Consider the following 21,380-nt stretch of genomic DNA (forward strand, 5'->3'; position numbering starts at 1 on the left):
CCTCGTTTCTCGGAACCCGTTACCGACTGATTTAACTTTCTGCCCCTGGGGATTGAGGGTTTGGCGTTCTCGTTCGGAAGACAGGCAAGAGCCCTTGTTTTCTGTTCCGCCATGCCTTCCAGGAAATCCCATGCACTCCACCGATGCCGATGACCCCCAGGCCGGCCCCGGCCCCATTGCGCAGACGCTGCAGCCCATCCGCGCGCAGCTTGTTCTTGCCGCGCTGCTGTCGTTTGCGGGCGCCGTGCTGGCGCTGGCGCCGCTGGCGGGCATTGCCCACATCGCGCGGCTGGCGCTGGCCGATGGCGGCATGGTGGCGGCCGATGCCTGGCGCGTCATCGCGCTGTGCCTTGTCTGCCTGTTCGCGGGCATGGCCCTGGTGTCGGCGGGCGAGCTGGTTGCCCATCTGGCCGACAACCGCCTCACCCACGGGCTGCGCCTGTCGGCCATGCAGCGGCTGGCGCGCGTGCCGCTGGGCTGGTTCACCGAGCGGGCCTCGGGCCAGGTCAAGCAGGCCATGCAGGACGACGTGGCCACCCTGCACGAGTTGACCGCGCACTTCTACACCACGGTGGGGCGCGGCGCGGGCACGGTGGCCGCTTCTGCGGTCTACCTGGTGGCCATGGACTGGCGGATGGCCCTGGTCTCGGCCCTGCCGTTCGGCATCTTCTTTTTGGTGATGCGCCACGCCATGCAGGCCAGCAGTGCCCACATGCCGGCCTTTGGCGCGGGACTGGCGCGCATCAACAACGCGGTGGTGGAGTTCGTGCACGGCATTCCCGTGGTCAAGGCCTTTGGCGCCAGCGGCCGAGCCCATGGCAGCTACCGCGAGGCCGTCGATGGCTTTACCGATGCCTTCCTCGGCTTTGCGCGTCCGCTGGTGTCGGCGCGCGCCAATGCCAATGCGCTGATCGCGCCCGTGGCCGTGCTGGGGGTGGTGCTGGCCTTTGGCACGCTGTTCACGGCCCTGGGCTGGATGGCGCCCGTGGACGTGCTGCCCTTTGCCCTGGTGGCGCCGGGCATCAGCGCGCCGCTGCAGCTGCTCAGCTTCAACCTGCATGCGCTCAACCACGCCACGGGCGCCGCCCAGCGCGTGCAGGCGCTGCTGCGCACGCCCGTGCTGGAGCAACCGGCCGCCCATCAATGCAGGCTGCCCCAAGGCTGCGAAGTCCGCTTCGAAGGCGTGGGCCATGCCTACGAGGCGGGGCATGACGTGCTCAAGGGCATGGATTTCACGCTCAGGCCCGGCACGGTGACCGCCGTGGTCGGTGCCTCGGGCGCGGGCAAGTCCACGCTCGCCCGGCTGTTGCTGCGCTTCTTCGACCCGAACGAAGGGCGCATCACGCTGGGCGGGGTGGACCTGCGGCAGATCGAGACCCTGCAGTTGTACCGCCACCTGGCCTTTGTGCTGCAGGACGTGCGCCTGGTGCACGCCAGCGTGCGCGAGAACATCGCTCTGGGCCGGCCCTCGGCCAGCGCGCAGGAGGTGGAAGAGGCGGCGCGCGCCGCCCACATCCATGAACGCATCCTGGCGCTGCCGCGCGGCTATGACTCGGTGATCGGCGAAGACGCCCAGCTGTCCGGCGGCGAGCAGCAGCGCCTGAGCATTGCGCGAGCCGTGCTGCTGGATGCGCCCGTGCTGGTGCTGGACGAGCCCACGGCCGCTGCCGATGCCGAGAGCGAGGCCGCCATTCAGGAAGCCCTGTCGCGCCTGGCCGCCGGACGCACCCTGCTGGTCATCGCCCACCGGTTGGACACCGTCATGCATGCGGACCAGATCCTGGTGGTGGAAGGCGGAGCCATCCGCGAGCGCGGCCGCCATGCCGAGCTGCTGGCGCTGGGCGGACGCTACGCACGGCTGTGGGCGCTGGGCGGGTACGAATCACAGCCCTCCCAATCCCTGCCTTCCACCCCCGCCCTGGCCCCGGAGCTGCCCCCATGCTGAAGACCCTGATGCAACTGCTGGGCGACGACGCCCGGCTTTTCCGCCGCTATGCCTGCATGGCCGTGCTGCATGGCCTGCTCAGCGGGCTGGTCGTCACGGCCCTGGTGCCCGTGCTGTCGCGCCTGCTGGCAGGCGATACGCGCGGCGCCGCAGCCTGGCTGGCCGTGCTGCTGGCGGGCGTGGTGCTGTGCTGGGCCTGGCAGCGCCAGGTGGAAAAGGCCGGCCTGGGCCTGGGCGCCGCCGTTCTGCGCGTGGCGCGCCACCGGCTGGGCGACCATGTGGCCCGCCTGCCCGTGGGATGGTTCACCCCCGAGAACACGGCCCGGCTCAACCACGTCGTTTCGCAGGGAATGATGGAGGTGGCCCAGCTGCCGGCCCATGTGTTCACGCCCGTGTTCAGCGGCGCCGTGGCGCCCGTTGCCGTGGTGGCCGCGCTGTGTGCCATGGACTGGCGCATGGGCCTGATTGCACTGCTGGCGCTGCCGCTGCTGGCAGGCGTGCTGCTGGTCACCGCGCACCTGGGCCGCCGTGCCGACGAGCGCCTGCAGCGCAGCATGGCCGGCGCCAGCCAGCGCATGGTGGAGTTTGCGCAGGCGCAGTCCGTGCTGCGCGCCTTCAATGGCGAAGGCGGCGGCACGCGCTGGCTGGAGCAGGCCCTGGGCCGGCAGCGCGCATCGGGCGCGCAGTCCATTCGCCTGGCGGCGCTGTCGGGCGTGCTCAACGGCTGGGCCGTGCAGGCCGTGTTTGCGGCCCTGCTGGTGGCCGGCGCGCTGTGGCTGGACGAGCGCCTGGGCGGCGTTGCAGCACAGGGCATGGGAATGGAAGCCGCCATCCCCGTGATCGTGGCCCTGCTGCTGGCCTGCCGCCATGTCGATCCGCTGCTGGAGGTGGCCGGCTACGCCGACTCGCTGCGCGCCGCGCGCGTGCAGCTCGATGCCGTGCGCGACATCCTCGCGGTCCAGCCGCTGCCCGAGCCTGCCGTGCCCCAAACGCCGCGCGATGCCTCGGTGGAGCTGCGCGATGTGGTGTTCCGCTACGCGCCGGGCCAGCCCGAGGTGCTGCGCGGCCTGAGCCTGCGCGTGGAGCCGGGCTCGATGACGGCGCTGGTGGGCGCCTCGGGCTCTGGCAAATCGTCCGTGCTGCGGCTGGTCGCACGCTTTTTCGATGTGCAGCAGGGCAGCGTTCTGGTGGGCGGCATCGACGTGCGCCAGATCGCGGGCGAGCGGCTGGCCGGGCAGATCAGCCAGATCTTCCAGGACAGCTACCTTTTCCAGGGCTCCATTGCCGACAACATCCGCATGGGCCGCCCGCAGGCCAGCGATGCCGAGGTGATGGAAGCCGCCCGCCAGGCCGGCGTGGCCGAGATCATCGAGCGCCTGCCGCAGGGCCTGGACACGCCGGTGGGCGAGGGCGGGGCGCGCCTGTCGGGCGGCGAGCGCCAGCGCATCGCCATCGCGCGTGCGCTCATCAAGGATGCGCCCATTTTGCTGATCGACGAGGCCACGGCCGCGCTGGATGCCGAGAACCAGGCCGCCATCGCCCAGGCGCTGGCGCGGCTGCGCGGCCGGCGCACGCTGATCGTGATTGCCCACCAGCTGTCCACCGTGGCCATGGCCGACCAGATCATCGTGCTGGACCAGGGCCGCGTCAGCGAGCAGGGTACGCCGCAGCAGCTGGCGCAGGCGCAAGGCCTGTATGCGCGCTTTCTGGCGCGGCGGCACGCCGCCAAGGGCTGGCGCATTGCGGGAACGCGCACGGTAGCGGGCACGGGCACGGGCACGGGCACGGGTGAGGACCTCCGTTGAGCGAGCCTGCGAAGCCAAAGACAGGGACGCAGGTCCCGCGCCTGGCGCCGTGGCTGCTGCCCTTTGCCGCGCTGTGCTGCGCGTCCGTGCTCACCGGCGCGCGGCAGGTGGAATGGGGGCAACTGCTGTCGCTGTCGGGCGATGCCTGGCTCACCCTCACGGCCAGCCGCCTGCCGCGCCTGGCAGCGCTGGTGCTCACGGGGGTGGGGCTGTCGGTGTGCGGCGTCGTGCTGCAGCAGATCGTGCAGAACCGCTTTGTGGAGCCTGCTACCTGCGGCGGGCTGGATGCGGCCAAGCTGGGCATTCTGGTGTCGCTGACGGTGGCGCCCGCCTCGGCCTTCACCTCGGGCGCGTGGGGCGTGGCCTGGCGCATGGTGTTCGCGCTGGTGTTCTGCCTGGGCGCCAGCCTGCTGTACGTGGCCATCATCCGCCGCATGCGCCTGCGCAACCTGGTGCTGGTGCCTGTGGTCGGCCTGATGTACGGCAGCGTGCTCAGCGCCATTGCCGAGTTCCATGCCTTCCGCCACAACCTGCTGCAAAGCATGCAGGGCTGGCTGCTGGGCGACTTCTCGCGCATCGTGCAGGGCCACTACGAGATCATCTACCTCATCGTGCCCGTCGTGGTGCTGACCTATGCGTTTGCGCACCGCTTCACCGTGCTGGGCATGGGCGAGGGCATGGCCACCAGCCTGGGGCTGAGCTATCCGGCGCTGGCCACGCTGGGCCTGGTGCTGGTGGCGGTCACCGTCTCGGCCACGGTCATCACCGTGGGCGCCATTCCCTTCGTGGGCCTGGTCATTCCCAACCTGGTGGCCATGCGATGCGGCGAGAACCTGGGCCGCACCCTGCCCATCGTCGCGCTCAGCGGCGCCTCGCTGCTGCTGGCCTGCGACATCGTGGGCCGGCTGATCATGCACCCCTTCGAGGTGCCGATCGGCCTGACGGCGGGTAGCGTGGGGGGCGTGCTTTTCCTCGTGCTCATCCTGCGCAGGAGGCCGTGATGCGCAAGGCCTTGCCTCAGACAACCGCATGGATTGCGGCTGCCGTGGTTGCCGTGGTTGCCGTCGCGCTGGCGGCCTGCTTCGTGCTGCTGGGCTCGGGGCTGGACTTCGGCTACGTCATTGCACGGCGGCTGACGCGGCTGTCGGCCATCGTCATCGGCGGCATCTGCATTGCGCTGTCGTCCATCGTCTTCCAGACGCTTGCGGGCAACCGCATCCTCACCCCCGCCATCATGGGCTACGAGGCGGTCTACCTGCTGCTGCAGGCGCTGCTGGTGCTGGCCATGGGCGTGCAAAACCTGGTGGTGCTGGGCCCCAGCGGCAACTTCTGGCTGTCGGTGGCCTGCATGCTGGGCTACTCCTGGGTCCTGCACCGCTGGCTGCTGGGCGGGGGCCGCGACAACGTGTACTTCCTGCTGCTGCTGGGCCTGGTGCTGGGCATGGTGATAGGCACCTTCACGCAGTTCGTGCAGCTGCGCATCAGCCCGGGCGAATTCTCGGTGCTGCAGGGCTACAGCTACACCTCGTTCAACCGCGCCCGGCCCGCGCAGCTGCTGTGGTCGGCACTGATCGTGGCCGTGGCCTGCGTGATCGTGCGGCGCAGCCTGCCCGTGCTGGACGTGCTGGCCCTGGGGCGCGAGCAGGCCATCTCGCTGGGCGTGCACTACCAGCGCCAGCTGCGCCTGCAGCTGGCGCTGATTGCCGCGCTGGTGGCGGTGTCCACCAGCCTGCTGGGGCCCACGGCCTTCATGGGCATCTTCGTGGCCCACATCAGCTATGCGCTGGCGGGCACGGCGCGCCACCGCGTCACGCTGCCGCTGGGCTGCGCCGTGGCCGTGTCCATCTTCCTCGCGGCGCAGCTGGCGGTGGAGCATGTCTTCAACTACCGCACCTCGGTGGGCATCCTCGTCAACCTGGTGTGCGGCAGCTACTTCCTCGCGCTCATGGTGCGCGGGCGCGGCCGGGCCTGAGCCGAGCACCGGCGCCACCAAAAACAGTCAAGCAATGCATGCCATTTTTCAGGAGAGAAAGCCCATGACCCATCTTTTCCGCATTCCCCACCGCGCGCCCATGCTTGCGCTGGCGGCAGCGCTTTGCCTGTCGGCCTGCGACCGGCCCGCCACACCCACGACCCAGGCCGCAGCGCCGCAGGCGGCGGGCACCGGCGAGTTCAAGCCCGTCACCGTGCAGCACCAGCTGGGCACCACGGTGGTGGAGCGCCCGCCGCAGCGCGTGGCCGCGCTGGACATGAACGAGGCCGACTTCCTCGACCAGCTCGGCGTGCCCATTGCCGGCATGCCCAAGGACTTCGTGCCCCACTTCCTGGCCCGGTACAAGGACGATGCCAACGTGCAGGACCTGGGCTCCATCGTCCAGCCCAACCTGGAGCGCGTGCATGCGCTCAAGCCCGACCTGGTGCTGATCTCGCCCATCCAGGCCAGCGCCTACCAGGAGCTTTCGGGCTTTGCGCCCACCGTGCATTTCGACGTGGACTTCAGGAACAGCGGCACCCGGCACCTGGACACCGTGCGCGATCATCTGCTGACCCTGGGCCGCATCTTCGGCAAGCAGGACCTGGCGCGCGCCAAGGCCGCCGAGATGGACGACAAGGTGGCCCAGGCCCGGCGCGCCACCGAAGGGCGCAAGGAGACGGCCCTCATCGTCATGCACAACAACGGCGCCTTCACCTCGTTCGGCCCGCAGTCGCGCTACGGCTTTGTCTTCAACGCGCTGGGCGTCAGGCCCGCCAGCACGGCGGCCGAGGCCGACCTGCACGGCCAGCCCATCTCCAGCGAATTCATACAGCAGGCCAACCCGGACATCCTCTACGTGATCGACCGCACGGCCATCATGCAGCGCCGCCCGGGCATGGATGCTGCCGGCATGGACAACCCGCTGCTGCGCCAGACCAGCGCCTGGAAGAACAACCGCGTGGTCTTCGTCGATTCCGAGGCCTGGTACGTCACGGCGGCCAGCGTGACCTCGGTGAAGCTCATGGTCGATGACGTGCTCAAGGGCTACGGCGATGCGCCGGCAGCGGGCGCGGGCCCGGTGGCCGCTGCGGTTGCAAATTGATCGCATTCTCGATTGAGGGTTTGGCTTTCTCGTTCGGAAGACAAGGTGAAACACCCAACGCCTACCCGAATCGAAAGGAGTCCCGCATGGCACTACGCCATCCATCCCGCCCCGCGCACAACGGCGCATCGCGCCCCCTGCCGCACCCGGCCTTTGCCTGCAGGCACACGGCCATCGCCGTGCACATGCTCTGCATGGCGGGCCTGGCACTGGGGGGCCTGGCCGTGGCCATGCCGTCCGCGCTGGCGCAGGCGGCTGCCCAGGGGGCCGCATCTGGAGCCGCCTCCGGGGCGGCACCCGGCGAGGCCCGCCGCGCCTTCAGCATCCCGGCCGGCCCGCTGGGCCAGGCGCTCAACGCCTTTGCCGCATCGGCCGGCGTGGAGCTGACGGTGGATTCCAGCCTGCTGCAAGGCCGCAGCAGCGCAGGCCTGTCGGGCAGCTACAGCGTGGCCGAAGGCTTTGCCGAGCTGCTGCGCGGCCAGGGCCTGCGCGCCCTGCGCGAAGCCAACGGCAGCTACACCCTGGGCCGCGACCGCAACGCGGCAGCGCCCGTGGACGGCGGCGTGCTCATGCCTGCCGTCACCGTGCGCGCACAGGCTCAGCAGGCGCCGGAAGCCTATGCCGGCGGCCAGGTCTCCACGGGCGGCCGCATGGGCCTGCTGGGCGACAAGGACTTCATGGAGACGCCCTTCAACACCATCAGCTACACCGAGAAATTCATCGCTGATCGCCAGGCCCGCGACATCACCGACGTGATCTCCGCCGCTGACCCCACCGTGTTCAGCACGGGCATGACCGGCATCATCAGCGAGAACTACTCCATTCGCGGCTTCAGCTCCAGCATTGGCGATGTGACCTTTGGCGGGCTGTTCGGCGTGGCGCCGTTCTACCGCGCATCGCCAGAAATGTTCGAGCGCGTGGACGTGCTCAAGGGCCCCTCGGCCCTGCTCAACGGCATGCCGCCCGGCGGCTCGGTGGGCGGCACGGTCAACCTCGTGCCCAAGCGCGCGGGCGACGAGCCGCTGACACGGCTGACCACCTCCTTCATGTCCGATGCGCAACTGGGCGCCCACATCGACCTGGGCCGGCGGTTCGGCGAGCGCAAGCAGTTCGGCATCCGCTTCAACGGCGTGCTGCGCGACGGCGACGGCGCCGTGAACCACCAGGAAAAAGAGACCCGGCTGGCCTCGCTGGGCCTGGACTGGCGCGGCGACCGTGCCCGCCTGTCGGCCGACCTGTACAGCAGCGAGGACCGCACCGACGGCCTGAACCGCGGCATCAACCTGGCCGCAGGCCTGCCCGTGCCCAGGCCGCCCAAGGCCGACACCCTGCTCAACCCCAGCTGGGCCTTCTACGACACCAAGGACAAGGGCGCCATGGTGCGCGGCGAACTCGACCTGGGCGACCGCGTCACGGCCTATGCCGCCGTGGGCACCAGCAAGACCCGGTACCGCTCCACGGGCGCCTATCTGATCCAGGTCTTCAACACGGCCGGCGACTACCGCACCAACCTGGCCGACCTGGGCTTCGAGATGGACAAGAAGTCGGCCGAAGCCGGCCTCAAGGGCAAGTTCAACACGGCCGGCGTGGGCCACCAGTGGGCGCTCAACGCCACCTACTACACGCATACTGACAAGCAGTTCGGCCGCCGCAACGTGCTGGCCCAGGACTGGATCACCAACATCTACCACCCCATCTGGGGCCCGGCCACCAGCTTCAACGCGCCCCCGATCTCGCGCACCGAACTGCGGCTGACCAGCATCGGCGTGGCCGACACCCTGTCTTTTGCGCAGGACCGCGTGCAGCTCACCTTGGGCCTGCGCCGCCAGCAGGTGCTCAGCGACACCTTCAACGTGGCCACGGGCGCGCGCACCGCGCGCTATGACGAAGGCGCCACCACGCCGGCCGCCGCGCTGCTGGTGAAGGCCAGCGAGCGTGTCTCGGTCTACGCCAACTACATCGAAGGCCTGAGCCAGGGCGCCACCGCACCCATGACGGCGGCCAACGCGGGCGAAGTGTTCGCGCCCTACAAGTCCCGGCAAAAGGAGCTGGGCCTGAAGCTGGACCTGGGCGACTTCGCCCACACCTTCAGCCTCTATGAGATCCAGCGGCCCAACGGCTACACCGATCCCGTCTCCAACGTCTTCTCCTTCGGCGGCGAGCAGCGCAACCGGGGCGTGGAATGGGGCTTCTTCGGCAACGTGGCCACGGGCGTGCGCCTGATGGGCGGCATTGCCTACGTACAGCCCAAGCTCACCCGCACGGCAGGCGGCGTGAACCAGGGCAAGCTGGCGGCGGGCGTGCCCAGGCTGCAGGGCAAGCTGGGCGTGGAGTGGGACCTGCCCGCCGTGCAGGGCCTGACGCTGACGGCCAACGCCACCACGGCTTCCAGGCAGTACATCAATGCCGACAACTCGCTGTCCGTGCCGGGCCGCACCGTGTTCGACATCGGCGCGCGCTACGTGACCACGGCGGCCGGCCATCCGCTCACGCTGCGCGGCAGCATCACCAACGTGGCCAACAAGGCCTACTGGGCCACGCCGCTGTGGACCAGCCTCGGGCTGGGCGCACCGCGCACCTTCATGCTGTCGGCCACGGTTGATTTCTGAGCGATGACAGGGCGGATCAAGCCGCACCGAGCCTGCGCTGCCGCCCTGCGGGCTATAAACTAGCCCGGTCGGGCGGCAAAGCATGCCAGCCCCCTTGCCCTCCCGCCGTATACCAGGATGACAGACGCCTATGGACAGCCGCAATGACAGCATGGACCTGAGCGACGACAGCGTTTTCGAGAGCGCTGCGGAGTTGTTCCGTGCCATGGCGGCGCCCGTGCGCCTGAAGATCATCAGCGTGTTGTGCAATGGCGAGAAGAACGTGACCGAGCTGCTCGCCAGCATCGCCACCACGCAGCCCAACATGTCCCAGCACCTGAACACGCTGTACCAGGCCGGCGTGCTGGGCCGGCGCCGTGAAGGCGTCAGCATCTACTACTTCATCGCCAACGAGCAGGCTGCGCAGATGTGCTGCGCCATCTGCACCCAGGTCGCCATCGAGCAGGGCTGAGTGCCGCAGCCTGGCAGGGGCGACTCGGCTAGGATGCCATCCATGCCGCCCACACCCACCCTGGTCCAGCCCCTGCCGCTCGATGCCGACGGCATCCTCGCGCTGGCAGCGCGCTCCATGTTCCAGCTGTTCTCCACCATGAGCCAGGGCATGTTCCTGGCCGACAGGGCGGGGCGCATCGTCTGGGTCAACGAGGGCTACCAGCGCTTCCTGCCCGACCTGGGCGTGGCCTCGGTGGATGAGTTCCTGGGCCACATGGTCGAGGACGTCATTCCCAACACCCGCATGCGCCGCGTGCTGGAAACCGGCGAGCCCGTGCTCATCGACCTGCTCACCAACCGCGCCGGCACCTTCGTGGTCAGCCGCATCCCGCTCAAGGACGATGCGGGCGCGGTCATCGGCGCCATCGGCATCGTGCTGTTCGACCAGCCGGAGACCACGCTGCAGCCCCTGATCAGCAAGTTCGCCGTTCTGCAACGCGACCTGGACGAGGCCCGGCGCGAGCTGGCCGCCCAGCGCAACCGCAGCCTGCGCGTGGCCGTGCAGGGCGAGCGCCGCGCCAAGTACAGCTTTGCCAGCTTTGTAGGCAGCAGCCCGGCGGCCGTGGAGGTCAAGCGCCAGGCGCGCCGCGCGGCCCAGTCGCTCAGCCCCGTGCTGCTGCTGGGCGAGACCGGCACCGGCAAGGAACTGCTGGCCCATGCCATCCACGCCGCATCGGCCCGCAGCGGCGGCCCCTTCGTCACCGTCAACATCGCCGCCGTGCCGGACGCCTTGCTGGAGGCCGAATTCTTCGGCGTTGCCCCCGGCGCCTTCACCGGCGCCGACCGCAAGCCGCGCGACGGCAAATTCCGGCTGGCCGACGGCGGCACGCTGTTCCTCGACGAAATCGGCGACATGCCCCTGAACCTGCAGGCCAAGCTGCTGCGCGCGCTGCAGGAAGGCGAGATCGAACCGCTGGGCTCCAACCAGCTCGTGCGCTTTGACGTGCGCGTGGTGGCAGCCACCTCGCGCGACCTGCCGCAGATGGTGCGGGACGGCCGCTTCAGGGAAGACCTCTTCTACCGCCTGCACGTGCTGCCCATCCGCGTGCCGCCGCTGCGCGAACGCAGGCGCGACATCCCGGCCCTGGTCGAAGTCCTCTCCGAAGAACTGGCCCTGCGCAACGACATGCCCCCGCCCGAACTGCTGCCCGACGCCCTGGCCCTGCTGGCCGGCCAGACCTGGCGCGGCAACATCCGCGAACTGCGCAACGTGCTGGAGCAGGCCGCCATGCGCAGCGAAGACACCGCCATCAACGCAGAACAACTGCGCGAAGTGCTGCGCTCATCCGGCGTGGAACCTGCCGCCCCCGCGCCGGGCCCCGAGACGGCACCCGCCCCGTCCCCTGCCCACAACAGCCCCGCCGACACCGACCTGCTGCGCCCCCTGGCCCAGCAGGTGGCCGAGCTGGAACGCAAGGCCATCACCGCCACCCTGGCCGCCAACAGCGGCAACAAGCTGGCCACGGCGCGCCAGCTGGGCATCTCGCGGGCCACGCTGTATGACCGGATGGCGGTGCTGGAGCTGCAGGGCTGAGTCACCCGCCGCCTGCAAGCCGTACCGTCGCCAGGTATCGGAGCGATGCTTTGCTGGCATGCCCATACCGCTTGCTGCCCGATGAATATTCGGCGTTCAGAGCTTTCTTGGCGTGCTTCTGGGCAACCGGGGTCTGTAGGTTCCACGGCGCAATTGCGGTGGTGAGAGTCCTAGGGAAGTTGCAATAGATGCTTCTTGCGGCATGGTGATGGGAGTACTACTTTGGCTGATAGGCACGGCCCCCGTTTGACACCCACAATCTATGGCTCATTCCATAGTAGCCAATGACTCCTTGCGTCATCTGCTTTTTTGCGGCATCCGTGCCGTGCATCCGGTAGATGTTTCTGATGTGCTCGGCCTCGCGGATGTATTGGCTTTCCATGGCGGCATTGAGGGATGGGCGCAAGGGAATTCTTGCAGCAGGTAGCTCGTCTAGCATGGACCTGATCGAGGTCAGGAGATGTTGGTGCTCCACCAATTGTTCAGGCACTGGGTGGCCGCATGCTGCCAGTGCCAAGTCGACGATCCGGCTTGCGTATGGAAGGCTGGGGCGGCGGTCCTCCAGCATGGCGCGGTATTCAGGGGCTGGGGCCAGCGCCGCTAGGAGTGCACCCCAGTTGGACTCTCGCCAGCCGTAGCAAAAAAGCAGATCGTGTAGCAGCGATCTGTCAAAGGCATTGAGGCTGGTGCGAAGAAAATACAGCGAGTCCAGCGGCTCGCAGCGTACTTCGGGGTACAAGGACAGGAACTTGCGGTAGGTGCTGCCCCCGTGGTGGATCGTCTTGAGCAGACGAAGAATTCCACCATTGCTGATCTGCAGGGTTTGAAAAGGTGCAATGCTGATGAATCCAAGGGCATCGCCTGCGAAATAGCGTGGCGTCATGTCATGGGAATGGCTCTGGGGTAAAAATAAATCATCCTCAGGAGATAATTTTGTGAAAATTAAATATAGTAAAAAATGGATATTTATCATCCTGGGGATGGTAGTGTTTACGGTATTGCTTTTGCTGTTCATGATACCAAAGAAACAAGGTGAGAGCATCAGCCCGCGCGGTGTTTACAGGGTTGAGTACTATTACGTGCCATTAGCCCAGAAACTGATTTATCACCAGATGAAAATGCCCATGACTGTGCGTCTTTATGAAGTAAAAACAGGTAGACTTATTTCTGAAAGCGCTGTGGTGGATCTTTGGCTGAATGGCTCAATATATTGGTATCTTGAACCGCCAATGAATAGCATCATGGTGGGAAATGATGTGATATTTGAAAATATTCCAAGGGAGTGCCAAGATTGCCCAAGATTAACTCTTGAGCAAATGACAAATTAGGTCATCGTTGCCAGTAGATACGGACTACCGCCCACAACACATCCCGCTGCGCCGCCGTCACCACATCCAGTCAGCTCTAGACATGAACCTCAACAACGTCTTCGACAAGCGCTACTGGATCCCCGGCTGTGCCGAGCAAAACGGCAACAACGACTTCGGCGACCCGCGCAACGTCATGTTCACGCTCAAGTACACGCCGCGCATCTGAGAGGCAGGCGGGCCACCGTCAGGCCGGTGCGGTCCTGGCTCCAAGCGTGACAGTGCCAAGCCAACGGCATGGGTGCCATGGCCCCTCGGCATTTTGCAGATGGCAGGACCCGTCGGCTTGCACCTGGATCCGGGTGGGGTATCCGCTGGACCAGGGGATGGTCCAGTCGAAGGGCAGGACCAGCAGGGCCTGGGGCGGTGCCATGGCTTGTATGTCCAGTGGCTGCCACGTGTCGGGTGCAACGCAATCTTCGGTGCACGGCAAAGGCAGTTGCGGCTCGTAGCCCACCACCCAGGCCCAGAAAATGCTGGGCTTGGGGCCGTCACATTCCGGCGACTCCAGCATCAGCAATGCACTTCCTGCCTGCTCCACCGCATGGGCGCAGAGCAAGTGTGTCTCGGCGCATTGCGCATGTGCCTGCACGTTGCAATCGGGCATCAGCACATCGAGGATCTGCGCCATCTCCTGCACGCCGGCAACAGCGGGCAGGTGAGTGGGAAGCTGCAGGAACAGCCAGCTTCGCTGCTCCAGCACCACGGTGCACCGGCGAACGCACCACCAGACGCCATAGGGGTCGGCCGGGGCAACGGGGTCGGATGCCATTGGCAGCTGTGTCCAACTGGTGTGGCCCGATTCCGTGCGTCTCCTGTATTGCCAGTGCTCATCAAAGCGCAGGCCGCAGATGAGGCGGTGATCGAGACGGATGCCTTCCTGCGGAACCTCCCGCTCACATGGCTCTGGTGCGTCGTCGGGCTTTTGCATTATTCGGATCCGGAAAGGCCGCCGTTGCCGGCGCTGTGGTTGTCCGACTGCGCCACGGTAATGGCCCCGATGCACCGGTACCGGCCCCGGCGCGCATCGATGCCATCCACACCGCACAGCCCTTCGCCATCCACCGTCATCCTCAAGGCGTGGTTCCTTGTCAGGGGAGATTTCGAGCCGAAGGGCCAGATCAGCAGGGCGCGAGGACGCCCGGGCACGTCAAAGGCCGAAGTGCGCTTGGCGCGCTTGAACTTCTCATGCATTTCCACGCCGACCACCCAGGCCCAGAAAACGGGTGGCGCGCCAACACTCAAATCTTCGGCCTGCAACTGCAGCAAAGAGCAGCCATTGGCAAGCAGCGCATCGGTGCTGCGCAGCAGCGGCGCCTGTGCCGTGCTCTCGTCGAGCACCTTGACGTTCCAGTCCGCAAGCATTGCGCCCAGGGCCAATGCCACATCGCCGCATTCCGGCTGCACAGGCAGGCCCGGGGGCAGATGCACGGAATGCCAGGGCATGCGATTGAGCACCGCAACGCACTGGCGCACGCACCACCACGCGCGCTGTGGATCTGCTGCAGCCACGCCGCCTGTGCGGGTTGCCGGCAGTCGCGCCCAATAGCGACGGCCTGACGGCATGCGCGCCGCGTACGTCCACAGCCCGTCAAAGCGCAACCCAGGGGTGAAGCGGTGGGTGACGTGCGCGGTCTCAGCCACGGGACCTCTCGTCATCGTGTGCCGAAGGGCTGGCCCCGTAGGGAGTCTTGATGCCACAGCGGTCCCCGATGCGCATGAGCGCCATACCCAGGGATGTGCGCGGTTCTTTGGTCTTGCCCAGTGCGAGGTCAGAAATCGTTGCTTGACCGCAGCCCACTTCGCGGGCGATCTGGCTTTGACTGACACCCTTCGCTGCAAGCTTGGCGAGGTAGTCTTTCCATTGCATGGATGCAGTCTAACGTTTAATCGTTAAAAGGTAAACGATATATCGTTATCGGTTTTCCGTAAGCTTCGGCGCTATGTCCACAGATTTCGCCAAGCGTCTTAAAGCAGCTCGTGCTCATGCAGGTCTTACTCAAGAGGAGCTCGCCGCAAAGGCAGGGTTGAAGCAGTCCTCCATTGGGGATCTTGAGTCGAAAGGGCATGGTTCCAAGCGGACTGCCACGATGGCAGCAGCGTGCGGAGTGAGCGCTCTTTGGCTGGAAAGCGGCGAGGGGGTGATGACGCCTGACGAGGCCGCGATGCTTGCTCAGCTTCCCTGCGGAATTCGGCGATACCCGGTGCTTACTTCCAGCCAGGCCGTTGCCCGAAGTGAAGCCGTCGAGGACCTGGAGAGTCTGGGCACGGAAGTCTCTGCCAACGATGCGTCAGTTCATGCGTTCTTCCTCCAGTTGGCTGGCAATTCCATGACTCCGGAGTTCCGAGAAGGAGACCGCGTGCTGATCGATCCAGGTATCAAGCCCCAGCCCGGAGACTACGTGGCCGCCCAGGTTGGAAAGACCGAAGCCTTGTTTCGGAAATACCGGCTACACGGAAACGATAGGCTTGGTAATGAGGTGTTTGAGCTGATCCCGCTCAATCAAGACCATCCCGTCATGCGCAGTGACGAACATGGGCTTTCCGTGATCGGAACCATGCTGGAATTGCGGCGGAAGTTTCGACGACCTTGAGTCTAGGATCTGCCAGTCTGCGCTGCTGCGGGAACGAAGGCTTGGAAAGCAATGCGACACGGAGCATCTGCTCAGGACTGGCCAACCGGCTTGGTCGATCGTCCAACTTCTGGTCTGATATCGACCCATTTGGTGATGCTGTTCTGTGGGTTGTGGGTGTCGGCATTGCAGCCGATGGCGCGTCAGCATGCCATCATGCAGACAGAACGGAGTGACATATGACAAGCCGGATATTGACGGTTGGACTTCTTGCGACGCTGTGCGTTGCGACAGCACAGGCACAGACCCCGCCGGACCTTGCCGATCTTGTCGGCGCGCGCGGCGCCGGCGGGGAAACCCAGATGCAGGCGCGTGGCTACCAGCAGGTGCGCGCCACCCGCGTGCGGGAACAATCCTGGACCTTCTGGTGGAGCGACGCGCAGCGTGCCTGCGTGGCGATTTCCACCGACGATGGTCGCTACGCGTCGATCAACCGCATCCCTGAGCAGAACTGTCGTCCTGGAGGCGTGGCAGGCGACATACCGCCGCGCCCGCACCAGCCGGACGCGCTCACACTCATCTGTTACGGTCAGGGCGAGCATGCAGTGTTCTCCAGCCACTCGGGCTACGAGTGGAACGACAGGCGCAAGCACTACGAGCCCACGCAGCGCGTGGAGTCTGCGAACGAGCAGTTCCAGACCGGCGTGCAGTTCGAGTTCCGCGATGGCCGGGGACGCATCCACCTGAGCGACAAGATGATTCCGCCCCTGAATTCCGGCGGCGTCGACGGTTGGTGGCAGCTGGAGGATGTGCAGATGTCGCCCGACCGCATCACGGCGCGCTATCAGGTCAACGGCCTCAACAGGCTCAGCGTGAACATCGACCGGCGTACCGGCATGGTCGAGATCAAGGACAAGCCCGGCTTCGTCGGCAAATGCGACCAGGGAGACTGGGGCGCGGGCCGCAAGTTCTGAAGATGGAGGCCTCCACCCCTACAACCGACAGCGGCCCTGTGCGCAGCACGCTGTCAATCCGCTTGGCCACATTGCTGTGGGCAGTGCTTGTGCTTTGTTTCGTGGCGGGCCTGCCGATCCTTCTCGGTGCGAGTTGGCTCTCGCTGCCTGCTTTGCTACTGGCGGCCGCGCTGATCGCGGTTCCGCTGGTCTGGACTTGGCGGCGGATCTCGCGTTCGTCCAGGGCACGGTCCTGGGCTGCAAGTTGGCTGCATGGCACCGTCGGATTGTGGTTTTTGTTGTGCGGATTGGCGGCAGCACCGGTGTATGTCCTTGCCGTCATGACCGAGACACGTCCAGCCATCGTGCCCACCGTCACCATGTCCAACGGACCCCGCACCGTCGTGCTGCAAGGCATGCAGCACGTGGGTGCCGAGCGGTTCTTCAAGACCATCGTCTACGACCTTGAGAAGGCATTAGCCGACGGTTATGTGTTGGCCTACGAAGGCGTGGCCAACAGCGATCCGGAAGCCGACGCCTGGTTCAAGAAGGTCCTGACCCAGGGTAAAGACCTTGGCGACAGCTACCGAGAGCTTGGCCAGAACTGCGGTCTCGCCTACCAGATCGACTACTTCGGGCCGGTGGTGGCTGATGCCAAGGCCCACCCCGAACGGCACGTGACCATGGACGTGGACACGCGAGCGATGAAGCAGGAATACGACAGATTGGTGCAGAGCGACCCAGCCTTCGCGGCAGCGATGCGCCAACGTGAAAAGCAGCAAGCCACCGACGCTGAAGACGATTCATCGGACGTCGTGGCGCGTGTGATCGAATGGCAGAAGTCTGGCGATGAGCGGCAGGTCACGCTCGCCGGCACACTGTGCCGCGGGTTCATGACCTATGTGATGCGCCGTTCCGGCCAGGGCGGCGGCGGTGACCTGGACCCGGTGGTGCTCGACTTCCGCAATCGCCACCTTGCAAGGCAATTGCTGGATGACAAGCGCCCGAAAATCTACGTCACGTATGGCGCTGCGCATCTGCCAGGCGTGATGGAAATCATGCAGCGTGAGCCAGGCTGGAAGGTGGAGTCGGTGAAGTGGATGCGCACCATCTCGGCGCCTGAGCATCTGGAGGGGCGGCTTTAACCTGGCGGGGACGCATGGCGCCGAGTGTATTGGTCGAGACTGCTGTCCGGTCTTGAAAACAGACAACACCCGCGCAGCATTCAGCCTCGATTCGCGTCTCTTGATGCACCAAGCGCGCTGATGCTTGTGCGGAGCAGGCGGCCTGTGCGGCGGCTCTTTTCCGCAGCGGTCGCTCGCGGCTTAGTGGGGTACGACTGCTGATGGCCGGTAGTGCGCGTTCGTCGGCGAAGTCTGGAAGACCGCAACCGCCGCAAAGCCGACACCGACAGGCCCGCGACGAACGACTGCAACGGGTCGATAGCCGTCGTTGGGTTGTCGCCGCTGAACGTCGTCAACCAGCCGAAGCCGTCGCTCGAAAGTCTTCGCGCGACAACTACAAGAAGGGCAGTTGATGAAAAACCTACTGCGAAGGGCGGCGATCACGGCGTTGCTGGCAACTCTGGGATGCAGCCAGTCGCCGAGTGGCCGGTAGGAAGCGACGCAAAGCGTCGATGTTCTGCTGAAAAATGGCCACCCGCAGACAGTGGCATTTGTCCTCAACGCAGGGGACGTTTGCGCATTCGGCCAGCAGTGGAGCTTTGAAAAGGAGCTGCGTTACAAGGAAGTGATCTGCCCCCAGGGCAAGGGCTGGATCACTTCCGACACGCCATTCAAAAAGCTGGGCGGTTGAGTTGGCAATGGGGCGAGTGCTCGCAGCGCCCCTCAGAAGCTATGCATCAACCCCGCAGCCACCCCCGTAGCCACATCCTTGTTCTGCCCGCCCTGAAACCCTCCGCTCCAATGCGTGCGGTCCAGTTCCGCATACAGCTTGCTGCGGCGTGACAGCTTGTATTCCGCAAACAGCAGGGCGCGGGTGTAGCCGTCTGCGGCGCGGCCGCTGCGTTCGCGTTCCACGCGGTACAGGGCGGCGGTCAGGTCCAGCGTGCTGCGGGCGGACCAGGTGGCGCCCAGCGAGTGCACGCGCTGCACGGTGCGGGCGGTGGTGGCGTTGGTCTGGCCGTCGCTGCGCGCGGTGTTCAGCGCAAGGCGCAGCTTGTCCCATTGGTAGCTGGCGCCCAGGGTGGCGGCTTTCAGCTCCCACTGGTCTGCGGTCTTGAAGCGCTGGTAGGCGCCGGAGACGGTCCATGTCTTCGTGCCATAGGCCAGGCCCGCGCCGGCCGATGAGCGGGCGGAGCCGCCTTGCGCCGTCTCGCCGAAGCTGTACATGGCGCGGGCGGTGAGGCCGCCAAAGCGGCCGGTGTACTTGACCGAGTTGTCCAGCCGGTACGAGCCCGTGGTGGCGCCCGCGCTGCCGTATTCCACGCCCAGGCCGTGGCTGCTGAGCGCGGCGGTGGCGATGTTGGGGTTGAAGGAGGCAAACCGCATGCCCACGGGGTCCACGGGGCTGATGGCCTCTGCCAGCAGGTTGGTCTGGCGGCCGGCCGTGACCTGGCCCCAGCTGCCGCCCAGGCCCACGATGGCTGCGCGGTCGAAGAACTTGCTGGAGTTGGCGGTGGTGCCGGTGTCCAGGTTCAGGCCGGTTTCCAGGTTGAACAGGGCGTACATGCCGCCGCCCAGGTCTTCGCGGCCCCGAAACCCGAAGCGGCTGGTGGTGTTGACGCCGCTGGACAGCGCGGCGCCCGAGGTGTTGCTGGCCGCGTTGGCAGCGGTGAGGCCGCTGGTGTAGCGCACGCCGGTATCGGCAATGCCGTAGAGCGTGATGCTGGATTGCGCAAGGGCCGACAGCGGTGCGGCGGCGAGGGTGATCAGCACCAGGGTTTTGGTGTTCATGGGTGTGGCGAGGGTGATAGGGCTGGGCAGCGGCATGCCGCAGCAGTGCCGTTGCAGCGCCGCTGAATGGAGGTCGAACCGGGGAGGGGTGAAGGCCCCCTCTGTGTCGAGGGGCTTGAGTGCCTTGAGGGCCTTGAGGGCTCGGGGGCCTGCCGTCAGGGCTTGGCCGCCGGCTCCATGCCGGTGCTGCGCACGATGGGCGCGGCGGCGGGGGCCGCCAGGAAGCGGATCAGGTGTCGCGCCGTGTCAGGGCTCTTGGCGCCGGTGGCCACGCCTGCGGAGAAGAACACGCGCTGCTGCACTTCATCGGGCAGGGGACCGACGAATTCCAGCTCCTTGAACGGCAGCAGTTCGCTGACCTGCTGGAAGCCGATGTCCGCATCGCCACGCAGCACCACGGCGCCCACGCGCTCGCTGAGGATGCGGGTGGCCTTGCCCTTCATCTGCTCGGCCACGCCCAGGCGCGGGAACAGTTCGTTGGCCAGGTAGGTGCCGCTGGCGCTGGCCGAGTAGGCAACGGATTTGGCGTCCAGCAGGGTCTGCCTGAGCGCGTCCACGGTGCTGATGTCGGGCTTGGGCGTGCCCTTGCGCACGCTCATGCCGATCATGGAGCGCGCCAGGTCCACGCGGCTGCCCGCTTCCACCTTGCCTTGCGCTGCCAGGTTGTCCAGGGCCGAGTCGGCGAGGATGACCACGTCGAACTGCTCGCCCCGCGCCAGCCGGCTGGGAATGGAGTCCTGCGCATTGCCCATGGAGGCGCCGCGCGAGGTGACGACCTTGTGGCCCGTGGCCTGCTCGTACAGAGGTATCAGCTGGTCATAGGCGGCAGAGAAGCCGCCCGAGGTGACCACGCGGATTTCATCTGCGGCGGCGGTGGAGGGCGCGGCAGCGCCCAGGGCCAGGCCCAGGCTGAGGGCGCCGCCCAGCAGCGCGCCCAGGGTGCGGCGGCGCAGGGTGGATGGCACGGAGGACTGCAGGGGGGTGGAACGGATGGCGGTCATGGTTTGTCTCCTGGTTTTTTATGGTTGGGGAACGGCTAACGGCTGCCGAGGGAATCAATCGGCGGTGATTTTTCGCTCGCGGATGATGCGGCCCCACTTGGCGTGCTCGGCGGCAATGAACTGGCCCAGTTCCTCGCGGGTGCCGGGGGCGGCGGTCTGGCCGTGCTTGAGCAGGTTGTCGCGCACTTCGGGGGTGTTCAGCACCTTGACCAGCTCGGTGTTCCAGCGGTCCAGCAAGGGCTTGGGCGTCTTGGCGGATGCCACGAAGGCGTACCAGTTGGTGGCGTTGAAGCCGGGGAAGCTTTCGGCCACGGTGGGCACGTTGGGCAGGTAGGCCGGGCGCGTGAGGCCCGTGGTGGCCAGCGGAATCAGCTTGCCCGATTCGATGTGGGGCAGGGCCGTGGGCGGGGCTGCGTAGAAGGAGGTCACGCGGTTGCCCAGCACGTCCTGCAGGGCGGGCGCGCCGCCCTTGTAGGGCACGTGCAGGGTGTCGATCTTGGCGACATCGTTGAGCAGTTCACCGGCCAGGTGCGATGCGGAGCCGGGGCCGGTGGAGGCGAAGTCCAGCTTGCCGGGTTCGCGCCTGGCCTTGGCCACGTATTCGCCCAGGGTCTTGATGCCGGTGGCGGCCGGCACGACGAGCACGTTGGGAAAGTTCACGCCCATGGTGATGGGGGCCAGGTCCTTGAGCGGGTCGTAGCCGATCTTCATGAAGTGCGGCGCGATGGCCAGCGGGCCGATGGAGCCGAAGAGCAGCACCGAGCCGTCGGACGGGCCATTGGCCACCTGCGTGTGGGCCAGGTTGCCGCCCGCGCCGGGCTTGTTTTCCACGACCACGCTCTGGCCGATGTTCTCGCCCAGCTTCTTGGCGATGATGCGCGCGGCAATGTCGGCCGAGCCGCCTGCAGCAAAGCCGACCACCATGACCACGGGTTTCTTGGGGGGGAAGTCCTGGGCCTGGGCGGTGCCCACTGCCAGGGAAAGAAGGGCTGCCAGGGCGCCGCCCGCGATCAGTCTGCGTTGGTGCATGTCGTCTCCGTTTGTTGGTCTTGCCTGCCCGCAGGGGGCAGCGTTATCAAGGGCGCCATCCTATGCAGGGGCTGTTATTC

General features: G+C 66.5%; 20 protein-coding genes. 13 read left to right on the forward strand and 7 right to left on the reverse strand.

Translation table 11 applies throughout. From position 1 onward, the window contains the following. Positions 1 to 130 precede the first annotated feature (130 nt). From ACF8O7_RS14970 to ACF8O7_RS15005, 8 genes are all read left to right on the forward strand, one after another. The gene (locus ACF8O7_RS14970; RefSeq protein WP_392443691.1) at positions 131 to 1,945 is read left to right on the forward strand and encodes an ABC transporter ATP-binding protein; all 1,815 of its coding nucleotides are present in this window, start codon (positions 131 to 133) and stop codon (positions 1,943 to 1,945) included. Beyond that, positions 1,939 to 3,750 carry an ABC transporter ATP-binding protein gene (locus tag ACF8O7_RS14975; RefSeq protein ID WP_392443694.1) on the forward strand — a complete coding sequence of 604 codons (1,812 nt, stop codon included), beginning with the start codon at positions 1,939 to 1,941 and terminating at the stop codon, positions 3,748 to 3,750. Before ACF8O7_RS14970 ends, ACF8O7_RS14975 begins: the two co-directional genes overlap by 7 nt. Continuing rightward, on the forward strand, positions 3,747 to 4,751 hold the full coding sequence (locus tag ACF8O7_RS14980; protein WP_392443697.1) for an ABC transporter permease: 1,005 nt from the start codon (positions 3,747 to 3,749) through the stop codon (positions 4,749 to 4,751). The genes ACF8O7_RS14975 and ACF8O7_RS14980 overlap by 4 nt, the downstream gene beginning before the upstream one ends. Next, the gene (locus tag ACF8O7_RS14985) at positions 4,751 to 5,722 is read left to right on the forward strand and encodes an iron chelate uptake ABC transporter family permease subunit (protein ID WP_392443698.1); all 972 of its coding nucleotides are present in this window, start codon (positions 4,751 to 4,753) and stop codon (positions 5,720 to 5,722) included. Before ACF8O7_RS14980 ends, ACF8O7_RS14985 begins: the two co-directional genes overlap by 1 nt. Before the next feature lie 64 nt (positions 5,723 to 5,786). Continuing rightward, positions 5,787 to 6,827 carry a siderophore ABC transporter substrate-binding protein gene (locus ACF8O7_RS14990; protein ID WP_392443699.1) on the forward strand — a complete coding sequence of 347 codons (1,041 nt, stop codon included), beginning with the start codon at positions 5,787 to 5,789 and terminating at the stop codon, positions 6,825 to 6,827. 86 nt (positions 6,828 to 6,913) lie between these two features. Beyond that, the gene (locus ACF8O7_RS14995) at positions 6,914 to 9,436 is read left to right on the forward strand and encodes a TonB-dependent receptor (protein WP_267178823.1); all 2,523 of its coding nucleotides are present in this window, start codon (positions 6,914 to 6,916) and stop codon (positions 9,434 to 9,436) included. A gap of 130 nt (positions 9,437 to 9,566) precedes the next feature. Beyond that, a complete protein-coding gene (locus tag ACF8O7_RS15000; protein ID WP_016449629.1) occupies positions 9,567 to 9,887 on the forward strand; it encodes a metalloregulator ArsR/SmtB family transcription factor in 321 nt (106 codons plus the stop codon). A 42-nt stretch (positions 9,888 to 9,929) separates the two neighbouring features. Then, the gene (locus ACF8O7_RS15005) at positions 9,930 to 11,462 is read left to right on the forward strand and encodes a sigma-54-dependent Fis family transcriptional regulator (protein ID WP_016454039.1); all 1,533 of its coding nucleotides are present in this window, start codon (positions 9,930 to 9,932) and stop codon (positions 11,460 to 11,462) included. Positions 11,463 to 11,679: 217 nt separating this feature from the next. On the opposite strand, the gene ACF8O7_RS15010 is transcribed toward ACF8O7_RS15005, so the two are convergent. Then, positions 11,680 to 12,345 carry a hypothetical protein gene (locus ACF8O7_RS15010; RefSeq protein WP_392443702.1) on the reverse strand — a complete coding sequence of 222 codons (666 nt, stop codon included), beginning with the start codon at positions 12,343 to 12,345 and terminating at the stop codon, positions 11,680 to 11,682. On the opposite strand from ACF8O7_RS15010, the gene ACF8O7_RS15015 reads away from it, so the two are divergent. Next, positions 12,344 to 12,790, forward strand: a complete 447-nt coding sequence (locus ACF8O7_RS15015) for a hypothetical protein (RefSeq protein WP_244160575.1) — start codon at positions 12,344 to 12,346, stop codon at positions 12,788 to 12,790. The genes ACF8O7_RS15010 and ACF8O7_RS15015 overlap by 2 nt on opposite strands. Before the next feature lie 82 nt (positions 12,791 to 12,872). Beyond that, entirely contained in the window at positions 12,873 to 12,998 is a 126-nt protein-coding gene (locus ACF8O7_RS15020) for a TonB-dependent receptor (protein WP_043792724.1), read from the forward strand. A gap of 18 nt (positions 12,999 to 13,016) precedes the next feature. On the opposite strand, the gene ACF8O7_RS15025 is transcribed toward ACF8O7_RS15020, so the two are convergent. From ACF8O7_RS15025 to ACF8O7_RS15035, 3 genes are all read right to left on the reverse strand, one after another. Further along, positions 13,017 to 13,760, reverse strand: a complete 744-nt coding sequence (locus tag ACF8O7_RS15025; RefSeq protein ID WP_392443705.1) for a hypothetical protein — start codon at positions 13,758 to 13,760, stop codon at positions 13,017 to 13,019. Continuing rightward, positions 13,760 to 14,215 (reverse strand): hypothetical protein, encoded by a 456-nt coding sequence (locus ACF8O7_RS15030; protein ID WP_227469566.1) that lies wholly within the window; start codon positions 14,213 to 14,215, stop codon positions 13,760 to 13,762. The genes ACF8O7_RS15025 and ACF8O7_RS15030 overlap by 1 nt, the downstream gene beginning before the upstream one ends. A gap of 250 nt (positions 14,216 to 14,465) precedes the next feature. Continuing rightward, positions 14,466 to 14,699 (reverse strand): hypothetical protein, encoded by a 234-nt coding sequence (locus ACF8O7_RS15035; protein WP_046240142.1) that lies wholly within the window; start codon positions 14,697 to 14,699, stop codon positions 14,466 to 14,468. Positions 14,700 to 14,772: 73 nt separating this feature from the next. On the opposite strand from ACF8O7_RS15035, the gene ACF8O7_RS15040 reads away from it, so the two are divergent. From ACF8O7_RS15040 to ACF8O7_RS15050, 3 genes are all read left to right on the forward strand, one after another. Then, positions 14,773 to 15,423: a LexA family transcriptional regulator gene (locus ACF8O7_RS15040; protein ID WP_160855995.1), complete on the forward strand. Its 651-nt coding sequence runs from the start codon at positions 14,773 to 14,775 to the stop codon at positions 15,421 to 15,423. A gap of 233 nt (positions 15,424 to 15,656) precedes the next feature. Next, complete coding sequence (locus ACF8O7_RS15045) at positions 15,657 to 16,376, forward strand: hypothetical protein (RefSeq protein WP_126311879.1); 720 nt, start codon at positions 15,657 to 15,659, stop codon at positions 16,374 to 16,376. A 2-nt stretch (positions 16,377 to 16,378) separates the two neighbouring features. Further along, positions 16,379 to 17,500, forward strand: coding sequence for a hypothetical protein (locus ACF8O7_RS15050; protein ID WP_227472536.1), 1,122 nt, complete (start codon positions 16,379 to 16,381; stop codon positions 17,498 to 17,500). A 702-nt stretch (positions 17,501 to 18,202) separates the two neighbouring features. Here the strand turns inward: ACF8O7_RS15050 and ACF8O7_RS15055 are convergent. The 3 genes from ACF8O7_RS15055 to ACF8O7_RS15065 form a co-directional block, all read right to left on the reverse strand. Then, positions 18,203 to 19,306, reverse strand: coding sequence for a porin (locus ACF8O7_RS15055; protein WP_061289065.1), 1,104 nt, complete (start codon positions 19,304 to 19,306; stop codon positions 18,203 to 18,205). A gap of 119 nt (positions 19,307 to 19,425) precedes the next feature. Then, positions 19,426 to 20,271 (reverse strand): substrate-binding domain-containing protein, encoded by an 846-nt coding sequence (locus ACF8O7_RS15060; protein WP_047327059.1) that lies wholly within the window; start codon positions 20,269 to 20,271, stop codon positions 19,426 to 19,428. A gap of 54 nt (positions 20,272 to 20,325) precedes the next feature. Then, on the reverse strand, positions 20,326 to 21,300 hold the full coding sequence (locus ACF8O7_RS15065; protein WP_013803335.1) for a tripartite tricarboxylate transporter substrate binding protein: 975 nt from the start codon (positions 21,298 to 21,300) through the stop codon (positions 20,326 to 20,328). Between the last annotated feature and the right edge of the window lie 80 nt (positions 21,301 to 21,380).

This window comes from Delftia sp. WSY_16 (assembly GCF_043104415.1).
In the GTDB taxonomy this organism is placed as follows: Bacteria; Pseudomonadota; Gammaproteobacteria; order Burkholderiales; family Burkholderiaceae_C; genus Comamonas; species Comamonas tsuruhatensis.